Annotated in this window: 20 protein-coding genes, 1 pseudogene and 1 riboswitch; of the genes and pseudogenes, 14 read left to right on the top strand and 7 right to left on the bottom strand. The window is 39.0% G+C overall.

Annotation, left to right across the window (positions count from 1 at the left end):
• The first annotated feature begins 96 nt into the window (after positions 1–96).
• Complete coding sequence (locus F4V44_RS18740; RefSeq protein ID WP_150441549.1) at positions 97–1,296, top strand: ornithine--oxo-acid transaminase; 1,200 nt, start codon at positions 97–99, stop codon at positions 1,294–1,296.
• 49 nt (positions 1,297–1,345) lie between these two features.
• Here F4V44_RS18740 and F4V44_RS18735 read toward each other — a convergent pair whose 3' ends face one another.
• Positions 1,346–1,576 carry a DUF378 domain-containing protein gene (locus F4V44_RS18735; protein ID WP_150441548.1) on the bottom strand — a complete coding sequence of 77 codons (231 nt, stop codon included), beginning with the start codon at positions 1,574–1,576 and terminating at the stop codon, positions 1,346–1,348.
• A 191-nt stretch (positions 1,577–1,767) separates the two neighbouring features.
• On the opposite strand from F4V44_RS18735, the gene F4V44_RS18730 reads away from it, so the two are divergent.
• Complete coding sequence (locus tag F4V44_RS18730) at positions 1,768–3,117, top strand: glucose-6-phosphate isomerase (RefSeq protein ID WP_150441547.1); 1,350 nt, start codon at positions 1,768–1,770, stop codon at positions 3,115–3,117.
• Between the two features lie 75 nt (positions 3,118–3,192).
• Here F4V44_RS18730 and F4V44_RS18725 read toward each other — a convergent pair whose 3' ends face one another.
• Both F4V44_RS18725 and F4V44_RS18720 read right to left on the bottom strand, forming a co-directional pair.
• Entirely contained in the window at positions 3,193–4,182 is a 990-nt protein-coding gene (locus F4V44_RS18725) for a potassium channel family protein (RefSeq protein WP_150441546.1), read from the bottom strand.
• A 191-nt stretch (positions 4,183–4,373) separates the two neighbouring features.
• Positions 4,374–4,712, bottom strand: coding sequence for a winged helix-turn-helix transcriptional regulator (locus tag F4V44_RS18720; RefSeq protein WP_150441545.1), 339 nt, complete (start codon positions 4,710–4,712; stop codon positions 4,374–4,376).
• A gap of 141 nt (positions 4,713–4,853) precedes the next feature.
• Between F4V44_RS18720 and F4V44_RS18715 the strand changes: the two genes are divergently transcribed.
• The 3 genes from F4V44_RS18715 to F4V44_RS18705 are packed head-to-tail and all read left to right on the top strand — an operon-like array spanning position 4,854 to position 7,838.
• On the top strand, positions 4,854–5,600 hold the full coding sequence (locus F4V44_RS18715; protein WP_150441544.1) for a GTP cyclohydrolase II: 747 nt from the start codon (positions 4,854–4,856) through the stop codon (positions 5,598–5,600).
• A 12-nt stretch (positions 5,601–5,612) separates the two neighbouring features.
• Positions 5,613–6,716: a bifunctional diaminohydroxyphosphoribosylaminopyrimidine deaminase/5-amino-6-(5-phosphoribosylamino)uracil reductase RibD gene (gene ribD, locus F4V44_RS18710; protein ID WP_150441543.1), complete on the top strand. Its 1,104-nt coding sequence runs from the start codon at positions 5,613–5,615 to the stop codon at positions 6,714–6,716.
• Positions 6,717–6,740: 24 nt separating this feature from the next.
• On the top strand, positions 6,741–7,838 hold the full coding sequence (locus tag F4V44_RS18705; protein ID WP_150441542.1) for an FAD-dependent monooxygenase: 1,098 nt from the start codon (positions 6,741–6,743) through the stop codon (positions 7,836–7,838).
• Positions 7,839–7,965: 127 nt separating this feature from the next.
• Here F4V44_RS18705 and F4V44_RS18700 read toward each other — a convergent pair whose 3' ends face one another.
• Positions 7,966–8,178 (bottom strand): methionine aminopeptidase, encoded by a 213-nt coding sequence (locus F4V44_RS18700; RefSeq protein ID WP_150441541.1) that lies wholly within the window; start codon positions 8,176–8,178, stop codon positions 7,966–7,968.
• A gap of 393 nt (positions 8,179–8,571) precedes the next feature.
• On the opposite strand from F4V44_RS18700, the gene F4V44_RS18695 reads away from it, so the two are divergent.
• The gene (locus F4V44_RS18695) at positions 8,572–10,248 is read left to right on the top strand and encodes a DUF6044 family protein (protein ID WP_150441540.1); all 1,677 of its coding nucleotides are present in this window, start codon (positions 8,572–8,574) and stop codon (positions 10,246–10,248) included.
• 164 nt (positions 10,249–10,412) lie between these two features.
• A complete protein-coding gene (locus F4V44_RS18690; protein ID WP_150441539.1) occupies positions 10,413–11,441 on the top strand; it encodes a glycosyltransferase family 2 protein in 1,029 nt (342 codons plus the stop codon).
• A gap of 73 nt (positions 11,442–11,514) precedes the next feature.
• Here F4V44_RS18690 and F4V44_RS18685 read toward each other — a convergent pair.
• A pseudogene (locus F4V44_RS18685) lies at positions 11,515–12,204 on the bottom strand (amino acid permease); the annotation flags it as partial.
• A gap of 66 nt (positions 12,205–12,270) precedes the next feature.
• Positions 12,271–12,458, bottom strand: a riboswitch (Lysine riboswitch).
• 326 nt (positions 12,459–12,784) lie between these two features.
• Here F4V44_RS18685 and brnQ point away from each other — a divergent pair.
• From brnQ to F4V44_RS18650, 7 genes are all read left to right on the top strand, one after another.
• Complete coding sequence (gene brnQ / locus F4V44_RS18680; RefSeq protein ID WP_150441537.1) at positions 12,785–14,143, top strand: branched-chain amino acid transport system II carrier protein; 1,359 nt, start codon at positions 12,785–12,787, stop codon at positions 14,141–14,143.
• 150 nt (positions 14,144–14,293) lie between these two features.
• Entirely contained in the window at positions 14,294–15,841 is a 1,548-nt protein-coding gene (gene pruA, locus F4V44_RS18675) for an L-glutamate gamma-semialdehyde dehydrogenase (protein WP_150441536.1), read from the top strand.
• Positions 15,842–15,960: 119 nt separating this feature from the next.
• Positions 15,961–16,875, top strand: a complete 915-nt coding sequence (locus tag F4V44_RS18670; RefSeq protein WP_150441535.1) for a proline dehydrogenase family protein — start codon at positions 15,961–15,963, stop codon at positions 16,873–16,875.
• A 120-nt stretch (positions 16,876–16,995) separates the two neighbouring features.
• Complete coding sequence (locus tag F4V44_RS18665) at positions 16,996–17,541, top strand: shikimate kinase (protein ID WP_150441534.1); 546 nt, start codon at positions 16,996–16,998, stop codon at positions 17,539–17,541.
• Between the two features lie 189 nt (positions 17,542–17,730).
• The gene (locus tag F4V44_RS18660) at positions 17,731–19,092 is read left to right on the top strand and encodes a spore germination protein (RefSeq protein WP_150441533.1); all 1,362 of its coding nucleotides are present in this window, start codon (positions 17,731–17,733) and stop codon (positions 19,090–19,092) included.
• A gap of 2 nt (positions 19,093–19,094) precedes the next feature.
• Positions 19,095–20,189 (top strand): GerAB/ArcD/ProY family transporter, encoded by a 1,095-nt coding sequence (locus tag F4V44_RS18655; protein WP_150441532.1) that lies wholly within the window; start codon positions 19,095–19,097, stop codon positions 20,187–20,189.
• Positions 20,186–21,310 carry a Ger(x)C family spore germination protein gene (locus F4V44_RS18650; RefSeq protein WP_150441531.1) on the top strand — a complete coding sequence of 375 codons (1,125 nt, stop codon included), beginning with the start codon at positions 20,186–20,188 and terminating at the stop codon, positions 21,308–21,310. The genes F4V44_RS18655 and F4V44_RS18650 overlap by 4 nt, the downstream gene beginning before the upstream one ends.
• Before the next feature lie 74 nt (positions 21,311–21,384).
• Here the strand turns inward: F4V44_RS18650 and F4V44_RS18645 are convergent, their stop codons facing one another.
• Together F4V44_RS18645 and F4V44_RS18640 are read right to left on the bottom strand one after the other, a co-directional pair.
• Positions 21,385–23,256, bottom strand: coding sequence for an ABC transporter ATP-binding protein (locus tag F4V44_RS18645; RefSeq protein ID WP_150441530.1), 1,872 nt, complete (start codon positions 23,254–23,256; stop codon positions 21,385–21,387).
• Positions 23,253–24,977: an ABC transporter ATP-binding protein gene (locus F4V44_RS18640; RefSeq protein ID WP_150441529.1), complete on the bottom strand. Its 1,725-nt coding sequence runs from the start codon at positions 24,975–24,977 to the stop codon at positions 23,253–23,255. Before F4V44_RS18640 ends, F4V44_RS18645 begins: the two co-directional genes overlap by 4 nt.
• Positions 24,978–25,372 lie beyond the last annotated feature (395 nt).

Raw genomic sequence — 25,372 nt, 5'->3', positions numbered from 1 at the left:
ACATTCATATAATGTCCTATACTTCTTTTTTTTTGGCATTTATTTAGAGAATGATGTTTTGAACTATATGTGAATTGCAGAAATGGAGGGAACAAGATGGATAATATGTCAAACGAAATTATTAAGCAAACAGATCAATATGGTGCGCATAATTATTATCCCCTGCCGATTGTTGTGGCAAAGGCTGAGGGAGTATGGGTAGAGGATCCGGAGGGAAATAAGTATTTAGATATGTTAAGTGCTTATTCAGCGGTTAATCAGGGACACCGCCACCCGAAAATTATTGCTGCCCTTAAAAAGCAAGCGGATCGCGTAACATTAACGTCGCGCGCTTTCCACAATGATCAGCTTGGGCCGTGGTACGAGGTAGTGTGCAGGCTGACGAATAAAGAGATGGTATTGCCGATGAATACAGGAGCGGAGGCAGTTGAGACAGCCTTTAAAGCAGCAAGAAGATGGGCCTATCAAATGAAACAGGTCCCGGATAATCAAGCGGAAATTATCGCCTGTACGGGTAACTTTCATGGCCGGACTATGACAGCAGTTTCTCTTTCCTCAGAAGAAGAATATAAGTCAGGGTTTGGTCCGATGCTGCCTGGCATCAAGCTAATCCCTTATGGTAATCTTGATGCATTAAGAAAAGCCATTACACCAAATACAGCTGCCTTTTTAATTGAACCGATTCAAGGGGAGGCAGGTATTGTGATACCTCCTAATGGATTTTTACAAGAGGCCTATAAGCTATGTAAACAAAATCAAGTGTTATTTTTGGCTGATGAGATTCAAACTGGTTTAGGCAGGACAGGGAAAATGTTTGCCTGTGAATGGGAGAATATAGAGCCGGACATGTATATATTAGGGAAGGCATTGGGTGGCGGAGTATTTCCAATATCCTGTGTCGTAGCCAATAGGGATATATTAGGTGTGTTTAATCCGGGCTCACATGGTTCAACTTTTGGAGGGAATCCACTCGCATGTGCAGTTTCGGTTGCAGCGATCCAAGTGCTTTTAGATGAGAAACTCTGTGAGCGTTCACTTGAGCTGGGAAACTATTTTCTGGGTGAATTAAACAAAATATCGGATTCAAAGATTAAAGAAATTCGGGGCCGGGGGCTTTTTATCGGGATGGAGCTGACAGAGGCTGCACGGCCTTATTGTGAAGCTCTAAAGGAAGAAGGATTATTATGTAAAGAAACTCATGCAAAAGTGATCCGCTTTGCGCCGCCACTTGTGATTACAATGGAACAGCTTGACGGGGCATTGGAAAAAATAGCTCGGGTTATGAAACCAATCTGAAAAAAGGTAGTGCAGCTGCACTACCTTTTTTGCTGGGTGCTTGTTTGTATTATCTCGTTGGTCGTGCTTCAGGTGATCTTTCAGCTTCGTTACTTGTCTTAAATAATAAGCCTAAATTGATTAGACCGGCAATTCCAACAAGACTGTAGATGATTCTTGAAAGGGTTGTACCATCCCCAAAAAGGGATTCGACTAGGTTGAAACCAAAGAATCCTATTAATCCCCAATTTATTGCTCCAATAATCGTAAGAAATAAAGCAATTCGTTGTATAGTGCTCAAATAAAACCGCCTCCGTATTAAAATGTGAGCTACACTTTTAGGTTGTTTAAATGATTAGGGAATTATTCATGAATAAAAAAATGATTGATAAAAATTTGTCGAAATTGGGTACGCTTACATATGAGGGAGCTCCTTGATTATATGGTCAGCTTTCGGTAAAGTGTAAATGATTAAAATAATGGGAGGCTACAATGACACATATTCAATTTGATTATTCAAAAGCTCTATCTTTCTTTGCTGAGCATGAGATTACATACTTACAGGACGCCGTTAAGGTTGCCCATCATTCCTTACATGAACAAACAGGTGCAGGAAGTGATTATTTAGGCTGGATTGATTTACCTATTGACTATGATAAAGATGAGTTTTCTCGTATTCAAAAGGCTGCAGAAAAAATTAAAAATGACTCCGATGTGTTATTAGTAATCGGAATCGGCGGTTCTTATTTAGGTGCACGTGCTGCTATTGAGGCATTGCAGCACAGCTTTTACAATGCATTGCCAAAAGAAAAGCGCAAAACCCCTCAGGTCATTTTTGTTGGAAATAATATCAGCTCTACATATATGAAAGACATAATGGATCTTTTAGAGGGAAAGGATTTCTCGCTAAATGTCATTTCTAAATCAGGTACGACCACTGAACCGGCAATTGCATTACGGATTTTCCGTAAACTTCTGGAAGAAAAGTATGGAAAAGAAGAAGCGACCAAACGAATTTATGCAACAACAGATAAAGCAAAAGGAGCACTAAAAACCGTTGCAGATGAAGAAGGTTTTGAAACATTTGTCATACCTGATGATGTTGGCGGTCGTTACTCTGTATTAACTGCAGTAGGGCTGTTGCCAATTGCAGTAAGCGGTGCTGACATTGAAGCAATGATGAAGGGTGCTGCTGCAGCACGTGAAGATTTCAGCCGTTCTGAGCTGCTTGAAAATGCAGCATACCAATATGCTGCTATTCGAAATATCCTTTATAACAAAGGAAAAACAATCGAAATGCTTATTAACTACGAGCCAGGCTTGATGTATTTTAATGAGTGGTGGAAGCAGCTGTTTGGTGAAAGTGAAGGGAAGGATCAGAAAGGAATTTATCCGTCTTCTGCAAACTTCTCAACAGATCTTCATTCATTAGGCCAGTATGTACAGGAAGGCCGCCGTGATCTTTTTGAAACAGTTATCAAGGTAGAAAAACCAAGACACGAGCTGACAATTGAAGCAGCTGACAATGACTTAGACGGTTTAAATTATCTTGCTGGAAAAACAGTTGATTTCGTCAACAATAAAGCGTTTGAGGGAACCTTGCTTGCCCATACAGACGGTGGTGTGCCAAATCTAATTGTATCCATACCAGAGCTTGACGAATATACCTTTGGATATCTTGTTTATTTCTTTGAAAAAGCATGTGCTATGAGCGGTTATTTATTAGGTGTAAATCCATTTGACCAGCCAGGGGTAGAAGCCTATAAAGTGAATATGTTCGCCTTATTAGGGAAGCCAGGTTATGAAGAGAAGAAAGCAGAGCTCGAAAAACGATTAAAATAATCAAAATAAGGTGTCAGGCATCATAAAAAGACGAAATGATATCATTTGTCCATCTGTGGTGCCTGACACCTTTACTTATTTAATGATTATTAACTGATCGTGTTTTTCAATTGAGAATGGCTGCGGTGGATTTAAGATGGTTGCTCCGCCTCTTTTTACGCCTAAAAGAATTTTCCCCTCCTGTAAGAGCTGAACGCTTACATCGGTGAACCCTTCTTCCAGCTGGTCTTTGCCGGCTTCGAGGTAGACAAGCTTTTTCTCTGTAAGCTGATACAATAAATCTAAAAAAGACGTAACCATATCTTGGGATGCAAGGCTTTGGAGCATAACGAAACTAGAAAGCATATTCGTTTGAATAATTTCGTCTGCGCCTGCTCTGCTTGCATTGGCAATTTGCTCATTAGTCAGTATTTCAACAATTGTCTCAACATGAGGATTCAGTCCTTTTACGGCTAATAAAGTTAGAATCGTATGCATGTCTGCCTGTAATTCATCTTTTGTGGGGTCTGCTGTTATGATGACCTTATCGGCTGTTTGTATACTAGCGCGCATTAACACTTCATCTAGGTTGGGTCGTCCTTGAATATAATGAACATTACTGTATGGCAATGGATTCTTCTTAAGTGTATCGTCAATTAGGGCAATCGAAGCTGTTTTCTGTTCATTAATCAAAGAATAAATTACTTCTCTTGAGCGTTCATTCCAACCGACAATGATGAAATGTCCTTCCCCTTTAAATTTAATTTTTCCTTCTAAGTGATCGTTTTGTCTTGAAGCAGCTGTTGTGGCTAAGACAATAAAAAAAGAAGAAAGAAAACCTGCACTGGTGATAAGCAAAAGAATACCTGCGATTTTCCCTATAACGGAATGGGGGACATAATCTCCATATCCAACGGTTGATGCCGTAATAATAGCCCACCAAATTCCATCAAAAATGGTTGGGAAGCTTTCAGGCTCTAGGAAGTGAACAATGATACCAAAAAACGCAATTAATGAAATAGCTATCAAAAATGTCCGCAGTAAAAGAGGCAGCCGGACAAAGCTTATAAATAATTGATGCGGCAAAGTTCCTCACCTCAGGTAGTTAGAATCATTTTTTCATTATGGACGAAAAAGTGAACTTTCATAAGAGGAGAAGGTTATTTAATCTACAGTATTTTCGACTCGTGACAATTCGATTTTCTTGCTAATACCATTCATTGGTGGTCTAATCAAATTAAGGGAAAATGGAGACATAAAAAAAAGAGGATGATCGATTAGATCCCATCCTCTTTTGAATTCGTATTTGTCCGTACCCATTCTTGCGCCCATTGGTTAATTTCTTTAAAAACATTTTGGAGTGCAAAGCCTTTTTCAGTTAATGTGTACTCAACTCTTACCGGAACTTCAGGGAAGACCTCTCTTGATACAATCCCTTCATTCTCTAATTCTTTTAATCTTTCCGATAGAAGTCGGCCGCTGATGGGCATGGAGGAGTTAATGGTACAGAAACGCTGCGGGCCCAACATGAGCTGATTAATAATTAATGCATTCCAGCGTTTACTAAGGACTTCTACAGCCTTATGAAATTTGGGACAGAGTGTATTTTCCTCCATTGGCAACCTCCTTGTTAAAAACATTATTACTATAATAATAGTGAATATATTACTTGACGTCAACTATTTACGAATTTATACTTACTTACATATAGTAAGTAATATAAGGATAGTGTATTCTTTTCCGAAAGGATGATCTTAATGATTTCAGATAAAGTTAGAGATATACTTATAGATAGAATGATAATCTTGAAACAGGAAAATAAAAAAGATATCTGTCTAGTCGGACCAGTTAATCTTCCGGTTCAACTAGACGGTAAAACGGTAACTTTTCAATGGTATACATGGCTGTTGCTTGATGGGATGCCGTCTGATAAGGAAAAATTACTTGAGTCGCTGCTAACAGCAGACCTTGCAGATGCTCAGCAATCATCTGTTTTAGTCTATGGTGATTTTAAGCAGGCTGAAGAAGCCTATATCCGAATGCACAGCATCTGTCATACCGGAGATATTTTTGGCAGCCAGCGTTGTGATTGCGGTTATCAGCTGCGTCAGTCTATGGAAATGATTGTGGGTAAAGGGAGCGGCGCATTATTCTATTTAGCCAATCATGAAGGCCGCGGCATTGGATTATTTACGAAATCACTCGCTTATATCCTTCAGCAGGAAGGGTATGATACAGTAGAGGCAAATAATGCCCTTGGTTTTCCGGATGATCTTCGCTCATATGAGGAAGCTATTCGAGTAATAAAGGGATTAAGAAAAAGCCCGGTTACTCTTATTACAAATAATCCGAAAAAAATTGCTGCACTAAAGGCTGCAGGCCTGACTATTCATGACCACCTTCCACTATGGGGCGGTGAGTCTGAGTACAACAGCTTTTATTTAGCGACGAAGGTAGAAAAGTCGGGGCATATTCTTAATAACGAAGTAAGCATAACCAATTAAGGAGAGTTAATCATGACTAATGATCACTATTTTATGAAGCTTGCGCTTGATTTAGCCTCTACTGCAAAAGGAAAAACAAATCCAAATCCTCTTGTTGGAGCGGTCATTGTCAAGGACGGCATGATTGTCGGCTCAGGACTTCATCGTAAAGCAGGTGAACCGCATGCTGAAGTACATGCGTTCCATATGGCCGGCGATCATGCAAGGGGAGCAACACTTTATGTCACACTCGAACCATGCTCCCATTTTGGAAAAACGCCTCCTTGCGCTAATCTGGTGAAAGAATCTGGGGTATCCCGAGTGGTGATTGCTATGAGGGATCCAAATCCGCTTGTAGCTGGTCGGGGAATCAAAATCTTAGAAGATGCTGGAATTGAAGTGGAGGTCGGTGTCCTCGAGCAGGAAGCGAGAAGATTGAATGAACGTTTTATTCATAACATGCTGACACAAATGCCATTTGTCATTTCAAAAGTGGCTATGACCCTTGATGGAAAAATTGCAGCCTATAATGGAGATTCAAAATGGGTGTCAGGTGAAGCGTCAAGACAGAAGGTTCATTATTTACGGAATGAAGTCGATGCTATCCTTGTCGGAATTGGTACGGTTCTTGCGGATGACCCTATGCTAACGACCAGAATTCCGGAAGGTGGTAAAAATCCAATTCGAATTATAATTGACTCTGGGTTGCGTACACCGTTGGAGGCTAAAATTACAGATTGTTCAGAAGCGGAAACGTGGATATTTACTCACGAAGGTGTGGATGAAGAAAAGGAAGCTGCCCTGTTGGCTAAAGGTGTTCAAGTATACGCGGCTCCACAAGGGGAAGGGCTCGATTTAACGTTCATATTAAAGCAGTTATATGAATTAGGTATTACGGATTTGTTGGTTGAAGGCGGAGGAGAAGTGAATAGTGCTTTCTTACGTGAGGGACTGATTAATAAGTTTCAGGTATATATTGCACCTAAGGTATTGGGCGGCCGTCATTCATTAACTCCTTTTACAGGCAAGGACGTGGAGACAATGGCTGAAGCTGTGGAGTTAGAATTTGATTCTGTTGAGCATATTGGTGAAGACTTGCTTATTACGGCTTATCCTAAACAACAAACAGAATCATAAGACAAAACATAACGGGTGATCAACATGAAGGCATATGATTTTAAGACAGATGTTTGTATCATAGGCGCTGGACCTGCCGGCGCTTTACTTGCTTATCTGCTTTCAAGTCATAATATTTCTGTGATATTAGTAGAACGGAATGAAAATATTAATAAAGAGTTCAGAGGTGAACATTTAAACGAGACAGGTGAAGCCATTCTACGAAAGTATAAACTGTTTGATGAGCTTGAAGATGTTGGCTTGTTAAGAATGGATCGGGTTGAATATTGGGATCATGGGGAAGTGTTTAAAACAATTATGCCCGATGAACGTGTAAATCATTGCGGTATCCATGTCCCGCAGAAGCACCTGCTTGGGCTTTTATTGAAAAAAAGTGAACCTCTCCCGTCATTTAACCTATTATTAAATACTAGAGTAGTAGAATTGCTTGAGGAAGATGGCCAATTTTCAGGCGTGAAAGCTGTAAAGAATGGACAAGAAATAACAATCAAAAGTTCTTTGATTGTTGGGTCAGACGGACGATTTTCAACAGTCCGCAAATTGGCGGATATTCCTTTTGAGAAAATCAAGCATGGGTATGATCTTCTCTGGGCGCGCATCCCGGCTCCAAAGGATTGGGAGCCAACAGTACGCATGGCACTAATTGAAAATGAGCAGCTGGCCTTGTTTACACAGCAGGGTGGTTATATTCAAATTGGATGGAATATAAAGGAAGGCTCGTATCCTGAGTTAAGGAAGCAGCCGATAACAAAATTTGTCAATCAGTTAATTGACGCATTTCCCCAGCTTGAAGATACAGTCCATGCATATCTCCATTCGTGGGATGATTTTGTATTACTTCAAGTGCAGAGCTCTAAGTGTGAGACATGGGTGAAAAATAATTTGGTGATTATTGGAGATGCAGCCCATACAATGAGTCCAACCGGTGCAATTGGTATTAATAGTGCGATGAAGGATGCTGATGTATTGTTTCAAATTATGATGGACGCAGGCTCAATTAACCAGGTTGGTCGTGTGGATTTTGAAGTGTTTGAACAGATTCGCAGGCATGAAGTTGAACAACAGCAAAAAGAGCAATTAATGAAAGAAGAATCATTTGGAAATCAGTTTATCCCGGTTTAAACTTCATTTAGCAGATGACCTCCACTTCTAAAGTTAAGGGATGAATGCAAAAAAAAGGCTCTCTAATTCAGTAGGATTTCAAACCCCTGCTGAATGAAGGGAAGCTTCCGACGAGCCTTGCGATTTTTTAACGACTATTGCTGCTGCTCCAATCAGAAAAGGATCCTGATCCAAGACAGCTAGGGCAGTCATATGATTCCGGGAAAGAATATTCATTGACGATTGGAATCTGAAATCCTTTTCCATTACAATCCGGACAATGCCCTAAGCTTTGTGCCTCAGCAATTTTCTTTTCATATAAGCTTGCTTTCCAATCAGACAGGTAACTAAATAACCCCATTTTTCAAACCCTCCTCTTTTTTCACTATTTTATGCATGAAATCCTTTTTGAGAAACTGCATGATATGCCAACATTTGTATTATGACGATTTAGCATGGGATTTATACAACTAAGCAGAGGAATATAGAGAATTTAAATTTTAGTGAATAAAAAGCCTTTTACGAGGCTTTTTTTGCGTTGTCTAGCTCCAGCGCCTAGCCCCTCGAGGTCATCATCCAATCCGACAAGAAGGTTAAAGAACAACCTTCCTGCCGGCTCGTCTTATGCTATGCCTGAGGCTGGGCAAGGCGCTTCTGCTTTTCTTACTTGTGGCGAAAGATAACGGTTTTGGATAATTTTAGCCGTGTTTGTAAAAAGTAAGAGAAATTACGTATATTCATGGGGTGTTAGCAATTGGATTCTTTATATGCTCAAAGGGAGAAAAAACTAATCATATTTGCTCTTATTGTTCTAGCTTTATACGTCTCACCTTTGTTTATTTTAGGAGAAAATGCCCATATTCGTGTCCATGATAATCTCGATTCAAACTTAGCTTGGTATAAAGTATTGCGGGAAAGCGGCCAAATATTTGGGCCTATTAATGCTGTTATTCCGCAAGTAATGAATGGAATACCAAGAAATGCATATGGAACCGAATATAGCGGGATCGTTTGGCTCTATGCTTTATTTCCAACCATGACGGCCTATGCATTAAGTCAAACCATTACAAGACTGGCGGCCTTTTTGGGTATGTATTTGCTTTTACGTGATCATTTTTTAAAAGAGAAAGAATGGGGAATCATCACGATTGGAACTTCTTTAGCATTCGCCTTAACGCCGTTTTGGCCATCTGGGATGCTAAGTACGTTGGGCATGCCGTTAGCTTTATGGGCGTTTCTCCATATTCGCAAGGGGAGAAAATCATGGAAAGATTACTTGGTTCTAACCCTGCTGCCCTTTTATTCAAGTATAGTTCTAGGCTTTTTCTTTTTTTTATTTGCGATGGGAGTGCTCTGGATAATCGATGTCATCAGACGTAAAAGGTACAATTTAGCTTTGTTATTATCACTGATATATATGTCGATTGTCTATTGTTTCGTTGAATACAGGCTTGTCTATTCATTCCTTTTCTCTACAGAGCCAAACAGCAGGGACGAATATATTCACGCCCGTCTATCTTTATGGAGGGCCATTCGCCTGACCTTTAAAAATTATGTTCTTGGACATACTCATGTGATGACGGTTCACGGCTTAATTATTCTGCCAATTTTACTATTAGGTTTTTATCTGGTATGGAAAAAGGGCTGGTGGAGACAAGAAAAGTATTTTGTGTTTTTATTTATTCTTAATTTTATTTTGTCACTATGGTATGCTTTTTGGTTCTATAAAGGCTGGCAGCCGCTGACAGAGAAATTTCATTTTATGAATACCTTTAATTTTGCCCGTTTTCACTTTCTGAGACCTCTCGTGATTTACATGTCCTTTGCCTTGGCATTGAAAATTATTTGGCAGAATAAAAAGGAACTTCGATCCGTCATTTATTTTAGTCTTGCTGCCCAGCTGTTCATATTAGGACTTTTTAACGAAGAAATCTTTTACCGGTCAAAGCCATCAGTGAAGGAGTTCTATGCTGAGGAGTTGTTTTCTCAGATAAAGAATCATATTGGTCTGCCGGTTGAAGAATATCGAGTCGCAAGTATCGGCCTGCATCCGGCTATTGCCCAGTACAACGGGTTCTATACATTAGATACCTATAACAATTTCTATCCGTTGTCCTATAAACATGAATTTCGAAAGATAATTGAAAAGGAATTGAACAAAAACAAACAAATACGAATCTATTTCGATGAGTGGGGCGGACGTTGCTATTTATTTACGGATGAGTTAGGAAAACATTATATGTTTAAAAAAAATACGAAAAAGAAGTTGGAGCATGTTCAATTTAACTTCGAACCGTTTAAAAAAATGGGTGGAACACATATCTTTTCATCCGTTCCGATAAAAAATGCTGAGCAGAATCAGTTACAGCTTGAAAAAGTGTTCTCTAATAAAGAATCTGTTTGGAAAATTTACTTATATAAGGTCGTTTAATTTGAAAATTACTTATATCAGCGGAATTTGGGGTAATGACCGCACCTTTTTAAAAGTTGGTTATGTTAATAAATCATGCAGATGAGTCAAAAATCAACAATGTTCATAAACAAAGCTTAAAATTTAGAAAATAGTACAATACAAACATCTTGGAGGGAACAGACATGGCTACACCGGTTGTCACACTTGTTGTGCCTTGCTATAACGAAGAAGCCGTACTGCCATATACAATGGAGGTATTAGAGCAATATCTTCGGGACTTAATACATGAAGAACTCATTTCTGATAAGAGTAAACTGTTGTTTGTTGATGACGGCAGCAAGGATGAAACCTGGAATCTCATATATAAAGCAAGCCTGAAGAAGGAGACTATTCGCGGCCTAAAGCTTGCCAGAAATGCAGGTCATCAAAATGCCTTATTAGCTGGTTTGTTCGCAGCAAAGTCTATATCGGATTGTGTGATTTCTCTAGATGCCGATTTGCAGGATGATATTATGGTGATTCGTGAGTTTATTAAAAAGTTTAATGAAGGGTATGAAATCGTCTACGGAGTGCGCAGAAAAAGAGACAGTGATACCTTTTTCAAACGGAAAACTGCCGAGGGCTTTTACAAGCTAATGGGGAAAATGGGTGTCAATTTAGTTTATAATCATGCAGATTACCGGTTAATGAGCAGGCGTGCTCTAGAAGAGCTTGAACGGTTTGATGAGGTGAACTTATTTTTACGAGGGATTGTTCCTCTCATTGGATTTCAATCCACATCTGTGTATTATGATCGTAAGGAAAGGACTGCAGGTGAAACCAAATATCCACTAAAAAAGATGCTTTCCTTTGCCTTTAACGGAATCACGTCCTTTTCCGTTACTCCGATTCGCTTTGTATTGTTAACGGGCTGTACTTTTTTCTTTGTCAGCCTTCTTGTATTAAGTTATTTCTTAGTGTTGAAATATTTCGGTAAAACCGAGATCGGCTGGACATCATTAATTGCCTCCATTTGGCTAATAGGGGGATTACAGCTGATGGCCATTGGATTAATCGGCGAATATATCGGTAAAGTGTATCAAGAATCGAAGCGTAGACCAAAGTATATTGTGGATTTGGATTTGTTTAACTTGGCTATCCCGGAGCATATGGAGGACCGAGATGCTACTGAAGACAAGCTTTCGCATAATAGCTTGTCTAAAATGAATTGAAAAGAAGCAGCCCGGCTGATAAAGCGGGCTGCTTCTTTGTAAAACAAAAGAAAAGAGGCAGATATAGCAGTTACTATTCCTGCTTAGTTGTAAGGTCACATTCGTTTAATGGAATGATTTTTGTCTTTTTAACCCATTTATGGCCAAACCATAGAGCAATGAATAAAGGCAGCCCAATATAGGAGACAAGAACACCATTCCAGTCAATCCCATCACCCATAAATACCGAATAATTTTGACCTAAAATGACGATGCCGCATACCACAAAGGCAAAAATCGGTCCAACCGGATAAAATCCAGATTTATATGGTAATTTATTTAAGTCTTTCCCTTGTGCCACATAGGCTTTACGGAAGCGATAATGACTGATAGCAATCCCAAGCCAAGCGATAAAGCCGGACATACCTGATGCATTTAACAGCCAAAGATACACTGCACCTTCACCAAACAAGGAAGCTAGGAAAGCTAGTGTACCGACTAGCGAAGTGATAATTAGAGCATTTACAGGGACACCATTTTTATTTAATTTTGCAAGGAATTTTGGAGCTTTGCCTTCTACAGCTAAATTCCAAAGCATACGTGTTGAAGCATACATGCCTGAGTTTCCGGCAGATAGAACCGCTGTTAAAATAATGGCGTTCATAACAGAGGCAGCAAAGGCAATCCCTGCTCTTTCAAATACAAGAGTAAAGGGACTTGTTGTGACCTCGCCGCTAGCGAGACTTTCATTCGTATAAGGGATTAATAATCCAATCACAAAACTAGAAGGAGCGGGAAGATAAAAACCGTCAAAGAGGCTTCGACGGCTTCAAGTCCCGCATCAAACCTTCCGTAAGATAGCTCAACACGATTAACGAATGTTAACCGTGACAGTTCTGTTTCTATTCGAAAACAGCCCCAGCGTGTATCTTCAGAGAAAGATACACGCTTCGGCAGCCTTTCCTTTCAGAAGGAGTCATGGATAGTCTCTGTATCTCTTCCGACCTACTAATAAAAGCTGCAACCTCTACCTCACCGGTTATGATGAGGATATCTTTTTATTATTCAAATATAGTCTAAATTAACCCTATGCCATTATACTTAAAAAAACTTGGAAAAACCAATGGAAAGTTATTCCCATAATAAAGAAAAAACTTTGTAATATAGTTTGTTAATTCATCGTATTGTAACAAATTTCGACAAAATATATATTATTTCAATATATCTGTTTACTTTATTATTTCATTTATGTAATAATAGGCAATGTTGTTTTGAAATAAGAGATAGATTAAAATAAATTATTTGAAGATTAAAAACAACCTTTTCTTGGGGAGATATTTTACATATTAGGGGAGGCGAAAGCTATGAAATCAAAAATTTCTCGAAATGAAATAGTAGCTATCGGGCTTATGCTTTTTGCTTTGTTTTTTGGTGCAGGAAACTTAATTTTTCCGCCTGCACTAGGACAAGCAGCAGGTACGAATCTTTTACCATCAATGATTGGCTTTTTATTAACGGGTGTCGGCTTACCTTTATTAGGGGTACTTGCTATCGGAGTGTCGGGACATAGTGATGTTCAGTCACTAGCGAATAAAGTTAATCCTGCCTTTTCACTCATTTTTACCGTTGTCTTATATCTATCTATTGGACCGTTTTTTGCGATTCCGCGTACAGGAACAGTATCCTTTGAAATTGGGATTGCTCCGTTCTTTCCGGACATGTCTGGCGGTTTTAATGTTGCATTATTAATTTATACCATTATCTATTTTACTATAGTCGGCTATTTATCGTTAAATCCAAGTAAGATAGTGGACCGTGTTGGAAAAGTAATGACACCTATTTTATTAATTTGTTTATTAATTGTACTCATTGCTACGGTTATTAACCCGATTAATGAACCGGCAGCTCCTATCGGAAGTTATGTAGATAACGCGTTCTTTAAAGGGTTCCAAGAAGGTTACTTAACAATGGACACTCTTGCATCGTTTGTTTTCGGGATTATTGTTATTAATGCCATTAAGGAAAATGGAATTACAACTAAGGCTGGTATTGCAAAATCAACGATTAAAGCAGGCCTGATTGCAGCAGGAGCATTAGGAGTAATCTACTTTGGACTTGCATATCTTGGGGCAACAACCAATTATGCATCAGGACAAGCAAATAATGGGGGCGCAATATTAACGTATGCAGCAAATGCTCATTTCTCAGTGTGGGGTAACGCTATCCTAGGTTTCGCCATAGTATTTGCCTGCTTAACAACGTCAATTGGACTTATCTCATCTTGTGCAAGCTATTTTTCAAAAATGTTCCCGCGCTTCTCATATAAAACATTAGCAATCGTATTTACTATTTTCAGTGCAGCGGTTGCAAACGTAGGGTTAAGCCTGTTAATTACGATTTCTGTTCCCGTGCTTGTCGCGATTTATCCGTTAGCGATTGTATTAATCTTCTTAACCTTTACTGATCCGCTTTTCAAAGGCCGTGTATCCGTTTATCGATGGAGTATGCTGTTCACAGGAATATTTAGTGCCATTGATGGGATTAAGGCAGCTGGCATCCAAATTGAAGGTTTATACAGCCTATTAAATCAATATTTACCACTGTTTGAAGCAGGAATGGGTTGGGTGTTACCAGCATTGGCCGGTGCCGTGATTGGACTAATGTTTCCATCGACGAAAAAGCCTGATTCCCTGACGAAAGATAAAATAAGTTTATATAATTAAATCAAAAAAGAGGACAGTATTTATAAGCTGTTCTCTTTTTTGATGGAATTTATTTTATTTCGGGCTATAAAAGTCCTAATCCCCTTGTAAAAGGTTATTGGTCTAAAATTTGCATCATATACTTTATTAATAAATAGTTGGGGGGATTAAATGGTAACCGCTTATAAGCATGAACCATTGACAGATTTTACTATGGGTGAAAATAAATTGGCTTTTATGGAAGCTCTAAAATTAGTCAATACACAATTAGGGAAAGATTACCCGCTAATTATTAATGGAGAGCGAATGACGAGCGGAGAAGTGATTGCGAGCTATAATCCAGCAAGAAAAACGGAATGTATCGGCACCGTGTCAGCAGCAAATAAAGAATATGCCGAGCAGGCAATGCAGGCGGCCCTCAAAGCATTTTCAGTATGGAAAAAATGGTCTCCTGAAGCAAGAGCGCATATTCTGCTGAAAGCAGCTGCTATCATTAGACGACGAAAGCATGAATTTTCTGCGTACCTAGTTAAGGAAGCAGGCAAACCATGGAGAGAAGCAGATGCTGATACGGCAGAAGCCATTGATTTTTTAGAATATTATGCCAGGCAAATGCTGGCCTTAAAGGATGGAGCAGTGGTTAACAGTAGAGCCGGGGAAAATAATCAATATACGTATATCCCGCTTGGCGTCGGAGTCATTATTTCACCTTTTAATTTCCCGTTTGCCATTATGGCTGGAACAACGGTTGCAGCGATTGTAACAGGAAATACGGTTCTATTAAAACCTTCCAATAATACACCGGTTATTGCAGCGAAATTTGTGGAAGTAATGGAGGAGGCAGGTCTACCGAAAGGAGTCCTGAATTATATCCCTGGCAGTGGTGCCGAAATCGGTGATTTCTTAATTGACCACCCCAAAACTAGATTTGTCTCTTTTACCGGTTCACGTGAAGTAGGCTGCCGGATTTATGAGCGTGCAGCAAAAGTACATCCCGGTCAAATTTGGTTAAAGCGGGTCATCGCAGAAATGGGCGGAAAAGATACCGTTGTGGTAGATGAAGACGCCGATATTGATTTAGCGGCGGCTTCTATTGTTTACTCGGGATTTGGCTACTCTGGTCAAAAATGCTCAGCCGGGTCTAGAGCCGTTATTCATGAGAAAATATATAATCAGGTTTTAGAAAAAGCACTTACTTTAACAAAATCCCTAAAGGTTGGAAATCCGGAAGAGGCAGAAACCTATATGGGACCTGTCATTGACAAGAAGGCCTATAATAAGATTATGAACTATATTAACATTGGGAAAACAGAAGGCAGACTGGCAGCTGGAGGCGAAGGAGACCAAACGCAGGGATTTTTTATCCAGCCTACTATTATAGCTGATGTGGATGAAAAAGCCCGCATTATGCAGGAGGAAATTTTCGGACCCGTTATCGCTTTTTGTAAAGCCGAAAGCATCGACCATCTTTTAGATATTGCCAACAACACAGAGTATGGTCTAACCGGGGCATTCATTTCAAAAAATCGCGAGCATATCGAACGAGTCCGCAAGGAATTCCATGTAGGGAATTTATATATTAACAGAACCTGTACGGGAGCAATTGTGGGATATCAGCCATTCGGCGGCTTTCAAATGTCTGGAACGGATTCAAAAGCCGGAGGCCCGGATTATCTCCTTCTGCATATGCAGGCTCAAACCATATCGGAAGCGTTATAAACGTATATTAGCAGTTATATAATAGAGGTATTTTTAAAAATAAGGGATCTTTGTCGAGGCGGCTGAAAGGATCCCTTTTGGCATAGGATCAGTTACCTTCTAGAAGGAGGGATCTTACGATGATATCGGCCTTATCAAAAGAATTTTTTCTCTTTTTATCAAAAAATAGAACCTTGAATAGAGCAGCTAAAAAATGGGGATTAAAGCTTGGTGCGTCACAAGTTGTTGCGGGAAATTCTATTGAGGCGATGATTGTAAAGGTGCGGGAATTAAATGAGAAGGATTTGGTATGTACCCTTGATCATTTAGGTGAATTTGTCTCTAGTAAAGAGGAAGCCGCTACTGCAACAGCAGCGGCTATTAGGACATTAGAGGCCATCGAGAAGGAAGGCCTAAACAGCCATTTATCTGTAAAACTAACCCAGTTAGGAGTGGATATTGACCGAGAATTCTGCGTTAACAATATGCGCAGCATTTTAGAAACAGCCCAAAAATTTAAAAATTTTGTCAGAATTGATATGGAAGATTATTTACACTACAAAATAACGCTAAATATTTTACAAGAGCTGCGGGAAACCTTTCAAAATGTTGGGACTGTCATGCAAGCTTATTTATTTTGCGCAGAGGAGGATATGCAAAAGCTTCAAGGAATTCCGCTTCGTATAGTGAAAGGGGCGTATAAAGAATCTCCAAAGGTCGCTTTTCAGCATAAAAAAGAGATTGATGAAAATTTTATGAAGCTGATAAAAATTCATTTATTAGGCGGAAACTATACCGCTGTTGCGACCCATGATCATCATATAATTGCAAAGGTAAAACAATTTGTCGAGGAGCAGCAGATTCCTAGAGACCAGTTTGAATTTCAAATGCTTTATGGATTCAGAACGGAAATGCAGCAGAGCCTGGCAGATGAGGGCTATAAAATGAGGGTATATGTACCTTACGGCAGCGATTGGTTTGCCTATTATATGCGTCGGCTGGCTGAAAGACCGCAGAACGTATCATTTGCATTAAAGGGATTATTTTTAAAATAAAAAAGGCAAACCGTTCGCAATGAGGATGGTTTGCTTTTTTTCTTTTTTACAAATTCATCTGTCTACTATATAATGAAAATATTTAATTGGCTGAAAAATAAAGAGGAGATTATAAATAGGATGAGTCATAGATTATCGTTGCGTGAGAAAAGCATTGTATTTGTTGGATTTATGGGAGTTGGAAAAACAACTATTGGAAAATTGGTTGCCAAAAAATTATATCGTGACTTTATTGATGTGGATGAAGAAATTGAAAAGGAGTTCGGTATGCCTCCAAGACAAATCTTTGAAACCTACGGAGAAAAGACATTTCGGGAAAGAGAGCAATCCCTGACAATAAGTTTGAGCAAGCAGCCGTTGAATGTCATTTCGTTAGGAGGGGGAGCCTTTCTAAATGAAGAAATCAGAAAAGCCTGTTTAGAGAATTGTATTGTATTTTTTCTGGATTTATCATGGGATTCGTGGAAAGAGCGAATCAGCCTAATTATCGACAGCCGGCCGGTACTGCAAAATAAAAGCTTAGAAGAAATGAAAGAATTATATTACAGCAGGCAAAGTGCCTACTCCCATCATCATTCAAAACTACAAACAGATCATATGAACGAAGAGGAAGCAGCTGAATATCTTATCGAATCCTTGAAATTAACATGGGAATTATATGCGTAAATAGGAGTAAATAGTAAAGACCCGCTACCATTTGGTAAGCGGGTCTTCTTCATGTCATTTTTGCTCTATAGATCACATGTTTTGGCATTAAATGACCAATTTTGGTAACGATAAGCATAAACTAGCCTTGGATCGGAAGTTAGAAATGAAGATATACAGCTTAAAGCAGGATGAAAGGGGGAGTTTTATATGAGAAGGGCTAAAGAAGCTCAATCTATACATGAAATCATTAACTTAATCACGGAGAAATTTCAAACTTCCTTTGATTTTATTGAAAAAAAATTACATATTGATGAAAAAACAGCTATGCTTCTATACATTAAAACGGTGGTAAATGGTGCGGATTTACAAGAATTTATCATTAAGCCATTTTTTGAACTTCCTACAGAACATCATTATAAGTCATACTTAACATCTCTACCGCAGCAACAAGAAATAAAAGGAAAGGAACAAATTCTTGATGAAATGACAAGAGGCAGCATTGTTGTTGTCGTACAAGGCAGTCTTCTGCTGTTAGATATAAAAAAGGTAAATACTGATTCGGTTCAGCAGGTCAATCTTGAACCAACTATTCAGGGACCGGAATTAGCATTAAGTGAAGACATTGCAACCAATATCAATTTAATCAGGCAGCGCTACCACAAGCCCTCACTTGTAGTTGAAATACAAGAGATAGGGGGGAAATCAAATCAATCTCTGTCCATTATATATGACAGCCAGTCCGTTAATGATGCTGTTTTAGAAAAAATAAAAAATAAAATTACATCTATCAAACATACTCCATTAATTCAAACAACAGCTGAAATGCAGCGCCTATTAAACGAAAAGAAACGTTCCCTTTTACCAATCAGCATGCTAACTGAACGAACAGATCGCATCATCTACAATATTGCAGGCGGAAAGGTTGTTCTATTACTAGATGGAAATCCCGTATCATTAATTGCGCCAGCTATATTTTTTGACTTTATGTCGGCAACAGAAGATAATTACCGCCCTTTTTGGGTGACGATTTTTAATAAAGCCCTTCGCTATTTAGGATTAATTATTTGTTTAACCTTACCGGCACTTTATGTTGCCATTACGTCCTATAATCCTGAAGTTTTCCGTTTTGAGTTAGCACTATCTGTGTCCGGCAGCCGTATTGGAGTACCATATCCGTCCTTTATTGAAGTTCTGTTCATGCTAATCGTGATGGAATTATTAATCGAAGCAAGTATTCGGCTGCCAAAGATGATTGCAGGTACGGCTACCACCGTGGGTGGTCTGATTTTGGGGACTGCCGCAACTGAAGCCGCCTTAACATCGACCATTATGATTATTATTGTATCTGCAATGGCGATTTCGACTTTTGTTATTCCAATTAACGAAATGAGTTTTGCGATTCGGATTATTAAATATGGAGTGCTGTTTTTTGCCACGATAGGTGGTTTGCTTGGATTAGCCTTGTTTCTACTTGGTTTTATCATGTATTTATCGAATATGGATAGTTTCGGGGAGCCATATTTTAAGCTGTATGTTCAAAGGAAAACAGCGGAAGTAAAGGGGGATTAGATATGAGCCGTTACTTCTATTATATAACCTTTATTAATACGTTAGCGACTATGGTTGCATCCATGCCCAAAATTCTGTTAAGTGAAAAAGAGGAAGGAGCTATTTTTTCAATACTTGTATCAATTCCGATTGGTTTGCTTGTGTGTTATATAATTGGGCGTTTTTTTCAGGGTTTTCCCGGTAAAGGCTTACCTGAATTGATGGATGCATACATACCAAAGTTTTTCAAAATCGTATTGCTTCTTGTAGTTGGTATTGTGTGGTATGCTGCAGGGCTTCTTTCTGTTATCACTTATTCCTTTTATGTCAAACGCTTTTTGGCCCCAAATACGAATTTAATTTATATTGTATCATTAATATTGTTCTTTATTTATTATGGGGCTTTAATGAAATCGAAAAATGTTCTTTATGTACTTGAAATGATTTTTATCTTTACTGTACCATTCGTCTTTCTCATTATCATCAAGGCGTTTACAAATGATCACTTTGAAGTGGACTTTGTGAAAGAATCCATTATGTATATACAACATTACCCAGCATATCATACGATTTGTGCTGCGGCTTTTATTTTTTGGGGACCGGCAAATTTAATTATTTTTAATCGAGTGTTGAACCATAAGCAATCCATGACATGGAGGTCTATCAGCTTCATTGGTTTGTTCGGGACAGGGGTTCTATTGGCGAGTTATTTCGGGCCAATCGGCATGTTAGGGTTTGAAAGCTCAGGAATGATTGTTTATCCGGCTGTGACTACTGCAGATACCATGCATTTTCGTTATTGGATTATTGAACGTGTTGTATATGTGGTTTTAATGCTTAGTTTAGCAATCACATTTGGCAGCATTTTAACTCATTGGCATGTGGCTGTAGAATTATTAAAAAATGCCATCTATTTTAATAGATTTAAATGGAAGAAACACAATCTGACCCCGCATCTTTTCCTAATGGTTTTTTGGGTATTGAGTGTAAGGGTGGTTACATATTTAACTGAGTATCAGTTGATAGAATATACAGGTTACTTTTATAATTTATTTCCGCCTCTTTTCATCGTCATGTTCTTGATTTTTTGGGTGATAAGAAGGAGGGCGAGGACATGAAGATCTTATTACAAAAGGTGAAATTCATTCTACTTATTTCGATATTGATTGGGAACAGTATCCTGCAAACCGGCTGTGGATTTAAGGACATTGATAAAAGGCTGTTCGTATTAGCAATCGGAATTGATCAAGCTGAGAGCGAGGAGAATCATTTTAAAGTAACCTTGAAATTAGCTCTTCCTTCAGGCTCCTTAAAAGAATCAAAAGGGGCCATGTACACCTATTTAACGAAAGAGAGCACTAAAGTGGCGGATGCGATTAGATCCTTAAAAAACCAGGTTGATAAGGAGTTTGACTTTGGCCATTTGAAGACAATTGTTATAGGCAAAAGGTTATTGGATGATGATATTACTGAAATTACAGATATTTTTTTAAGAAGAAGGGACTTTCAAAGAATTTCATGGGTTTCTGTTGGGAAGCCAACAGCAGAAAAAGTATTAAAGACAGAACCAAAATCGGAAATGCCTGCATCCGTGTCTCTATTTAATTTCTTTTCCGAAACAGGGGTCGAGAGTCCTTATATTGTAACAACACATCTTTTTGACCTAAGAAGAAAGATGGTCGAAGGGGGGGTTGATCCTGTACTGCCTATTATAAAAGTAGATAAAAAAAGCACAAAATTAATCGTTGATCATTCTATTATTTTAAATGATAAGAAGTCATTGGAATTAAACTCAAACCAAACACTACTTTACAATATGCTGCGGAATAAACTTAAGAAGATGGAACTTCTGATTAATAAGGAAGATCACGAATGCATGATATCCATTGATTCATTGAATTCGAAGTATAAGATTTTGAGCTCAGATAATCAAAATCCTATACTAAAAATGAATGTTGAGCTTATAGGAATCATAGAAGAGTCTGATCAGCATATAAATGGTAAAAACTTAAATCGATTGGGAAAACATGCCTCTAAAGAAATAGAGAAAGCGATTGAAGCTTTACTCAAGCGTCTTCAAGAACAGAAGGTTGATCCTTTGGGCCTTGGACTGCGTTATAAAGCAACAAGATTACATCACAAGAATCTTGTTTCAGAGTGGGAACAAGAGGTTTATCCTAATATGAAGCTGGATGTTTCGGTTAAGGTAGGAATAAAAAGTACTGGGGTTATTGAATAAAAGATACCTACCAAGATTAAGAGGCAGCGCTGCAGTTCATGTGAAAATGTCCCTATAGCGCTGCTTACTGTCAGTTATCCTATTGATTCATCCATTTTTTGTCCGGAGAATTGACTGTGATATAATTCAGCATAAAAACCATTTTGAGCCAATAACTCCTCATGATTTCCTTGTTCAATCACCTTTCCTTCATTCATAACGAGAATCACATCCGCATCTTTTATCGTCGATAATCGGTGGGCGATCACAAAACTCGTTCGGCCCTCCATCAAATGATTCATCGCCTTTTGGATATGTACCTCTGTTCGTGTGTCCACACTGCTGGTGGCTTCATCTAAAATGAGGATTGGAGGGTCCGCTAAAATGGCGCGGGCAATCGTTAATAATTGCTTTTGTCCCTGTGAAATATTGGTTGCGTCCTCATTTAGTATCGTAGCATAGCCTTCCGGCAGGGTACGGATAAAATGATCAGCATTAGCAGCTAGTGCTGCTTGAATGACCTCTTCCTCAGCAGCACCCTCACGGCCATAGGCAATATTGTTGGCAATACTGCCATGAAACAGCCATGTATCCTGAAGCACCATTCCAAACAAGCTGTGTAAATCACTTCGCTTCAGCTTTGTAATATCTACTCCATCAATCTGAATGGTACCGCTGTTAATCTCATAAAAGCGCATGAGTAAATTAACAAGTGTTGTTTTCCCTGCTCCTGTAGGGCCGACTATCGCAACGGTTTGACCGGGCTGTACCTCTAAGTTCATATCTTCTATCAACAATTGGTCCTCTGTGTAGCCAAAGTCAACATGCTCAAATGAGACTCTGCCTTTTGGATAATGAATGACTTGTGCCTCCTGCTCATCTGGAACCTGCTCTTCTTCATCTAAAAATTCAAACACCCGCTCGGCCGAAGCAACAGTTGATTGAATGATATTCGCGATATTGGCTGTCTGCGCAATAGGGTGTGAGAATTGCCGGGAGTATTGAATAAATGCTTGAATATCCCCAATTGTAATAAATCCTTTTGTGACAAAGACACCCCCGACAATGCTTATGAGTACGTAGGCAAGATTACCAACAAAAGTCATTAACGGCATAATTACACCGGAAATGAATTGAGCTTTCCAGCCGAATTGATATAATTCCTCATTAACAGCAGTAAATTTCTCAAGCGCTTTTTTTTCATGGCCAAAAGCTTTGACAACTTCGTGTCCTGTATAGATTTCTTCCACATGACCACTTAATTGTCCTAAGGTTTTCTGCTGTCCCACAAAATAAGGTTGTGATTTTTTCGCTACAAGCACAGCAACAACTGCACTTAACGGCAATGTGCAAAGCAAAATAAGGGTCATAACAGGACTAATTGTAATCATCATCATAATAATCCCGATAATGGTCACCACAGATGTGATGATTTGAGTTAAGCTTTGCTGCAGTGTTGTACTAATGTTATCAACATCATTTACAACTCGGCTTAATGTTTCTCCCGTTGTTGTACCATCAAAATATTTTAGTGGTAATTTGTGAATTTTTTCTTCCGCTTCTTCTCGGAGTGAATAAACTGTTTTTTGTGCTACACTCGCCATAATATACTGTTGAATCCAGGCAAATAAGGAGCTGAATAAATACAGTCCGGCTAACAGCCCAAGAATCCGGAAAAGATAGTCAAAATCAATGCCGGCTCCAGGAATATTATTAAATTTTTCCATCAAGCCTTCGAAAATTTTTGTTGTAGCCATTCCAAGGATTTTTGGCCCAAGTATAGAAAAAACAGTACTTAATATGGATGCGATGAATACAGCCAGTAAGTTAAACCGGTAGGGAGCTAAATAACGAATTAATCTTTTTAACGTGCCTTTAAAATCCTTCGCTTTTTGAACCGGGGCCCCCATACCCCCGTGCGGCCCAAACCCTGGACCTTGACTTCTTGCACTTTTTTGATTACTCATGCTAATTCCTCCTCTGAGACTTGAGAAGAGACAATTTCCTGATAGACTTCACAGGTTTTTATAAGCTCCTTATGGGTACCGATACCCGCGATATTTCCTTCATCAAGAACAATAATTTGGTCCGCATACATGACAGTGGAAACACGCTGGGCAACAATTAATAGAGCTGCGTTTTCCGTTTCTTGTTTTAAAGCTGAGCGCAGTTTCGCATCTGTTTTATAATCTAATGCTGAAAAACTATCATCGAATAAATAGATTTCTGGTTTTCTTACGAGTGCTCTTGCAATGGAAAGGCGTTGTTTCTGTCCCCCTGAAAGATTGGTTCCTCCTTGTGAAATGGACGAATCCAAGCCTTTTTCCATTTTAACTACAAAATCATAGGCTTGGGCTGTTTTGATAGCTTGAAGCAATTCTTCATCTGTACTGTTTTCATTGCCAAATAATAAATTTTCTTTCACAGTGCCAGTAAAAAGGACTGCTTTTTGCGGAACGAGACCAATTTTCTCCCGCAAGGCCTGGAGTGTCATTTCTTTAATATTAATTCCATCAATAAGAATAGAACCGGAATCAATTTCGTAGAAGCGGGGAATCAGTTTGAGCAGTGTAGACTTTCCTGAACCTGTCCCCCCAATAATTGCTGTTGTTTCACCTGGTTTTACTTGAAAAGAGAGGTCTTTAAGAGCTGGAACCTCTGCTCCTGGATAGCTGAATGTTACATTTCTAAATTCTAAATAGCCTTTTTGAGTAGCAGCCACTGGACTTGTCGTTTCCTGCATGGCAGGCTGCATTTGCAGTACTTCGTGAATTCTTATAGCCGATGCAGAGGCACGTGGAATCAATACAAACATCATTGATAACATAATCATTGAGAACATGATTTGCATCGCATATTGAATGAAGGCCATCAGACCACCAACTTGCATATTCCCTTCGTCGATGCGAACGGCCCCGAACCAGATGATTGATATAACGGTATAGTTCATAATAAGCATTAATACTGGCATTAATAGTGCCATCATTTTATTGACTAGAATCGATGTATCCGTTAAATCAGCATTTGCCTGTTGAAATCGATTCTTTTCATAGACGGCTCGGTTAAAAGAACGAATCACTCTAATACCAGTTAGGTTTTCTCGTAGTACACGATTCACTTGGTCAAGCCGTACTTGAACGAGTTTAAACAATGGAATCCCTTTCCATACAATTAGTAGAATGACAGCAAAAAGAACGGGTATCGCAACTAGAAAGATTTTTGTCAGCTCGGCGTCTTGCGAATAGGCCATTATTATCCCGCCGATGGCCATAATTGGGGCTGTTACCATCATACGCAGAATCATATTGACAACCATTTGGACCTGTGTAATATCATTTGTCGTTCTTGTAATTAATGACGCAGTTCCAAATTGATCAAACTCTTGTAACGTAAAATTTTCAACATGGGAGAAAACTTTGTAGCGTAAGTCCTTACCAAAGGACATGGATATTTTTGCGCTATAGTAACTAGCTGCAATGGAGCAGAGGGTTCCAATGGCAGTAACTAGTAGCATCAAGCCGCCAATTTTCCAGATATAGGGGACATCTTGGTGGACAACTCCTTTATCAATAATGTCAGCCATCAATGTCGGCAAATATAGTTCTGATAAGGTCTGGAAAAAGATTAGTAGCAGTACAAGCACAATCAGAATTTGATACGGCCTTAAATAACGTATTAATTTCAGCAATTTAAATTCATCTCCATTTACTTTCGTCATAGACCTTACTTATCATACTATAAAAATTGGTACTAAAGTAAATTTCTAGGGTGTGGTGTTTGGGTGTTTTGCAGAGGCGAATGTGGCTGTGGAAATTACAAAAAGGGTGTCCATTGGATTACTAGAACACCCACGGAATTAGTTAAGTTTTTCATTGATGAGGATGTGAATGTGGAAGTCCTATAGTTCGAGCGGAACGTCCATACTTTCACCATTTGATCCAAAATGGCAACTTAAGCTGGGATTTGGTTAAAAGTAGTGGCCGAAACGGTGAAATAAAAGAGCTAGAGGGAACTCAACCTGGTTGATAGTGCCCGAGCAGGTGAAATAAAAGAGTTAGCGGGAACTAAACTTGGTTGATAGTG

It is taken from the genome of Niallia endozanthoxylica, from assembly GCF_008710145.1.
In the GTDB taxonomy this organism is placed as follows: domain Bacteria; phylum Bacillota; class Bacilli; order Bacillales; family Cytobacillaceae; genus Bacillus_BD; species Bacillus_BD endozanthoxylica.
Note: the sequence above shows the minus strand (reverse complement) of the source record. Positions and strands in the feature narration are given on the sequence as shown.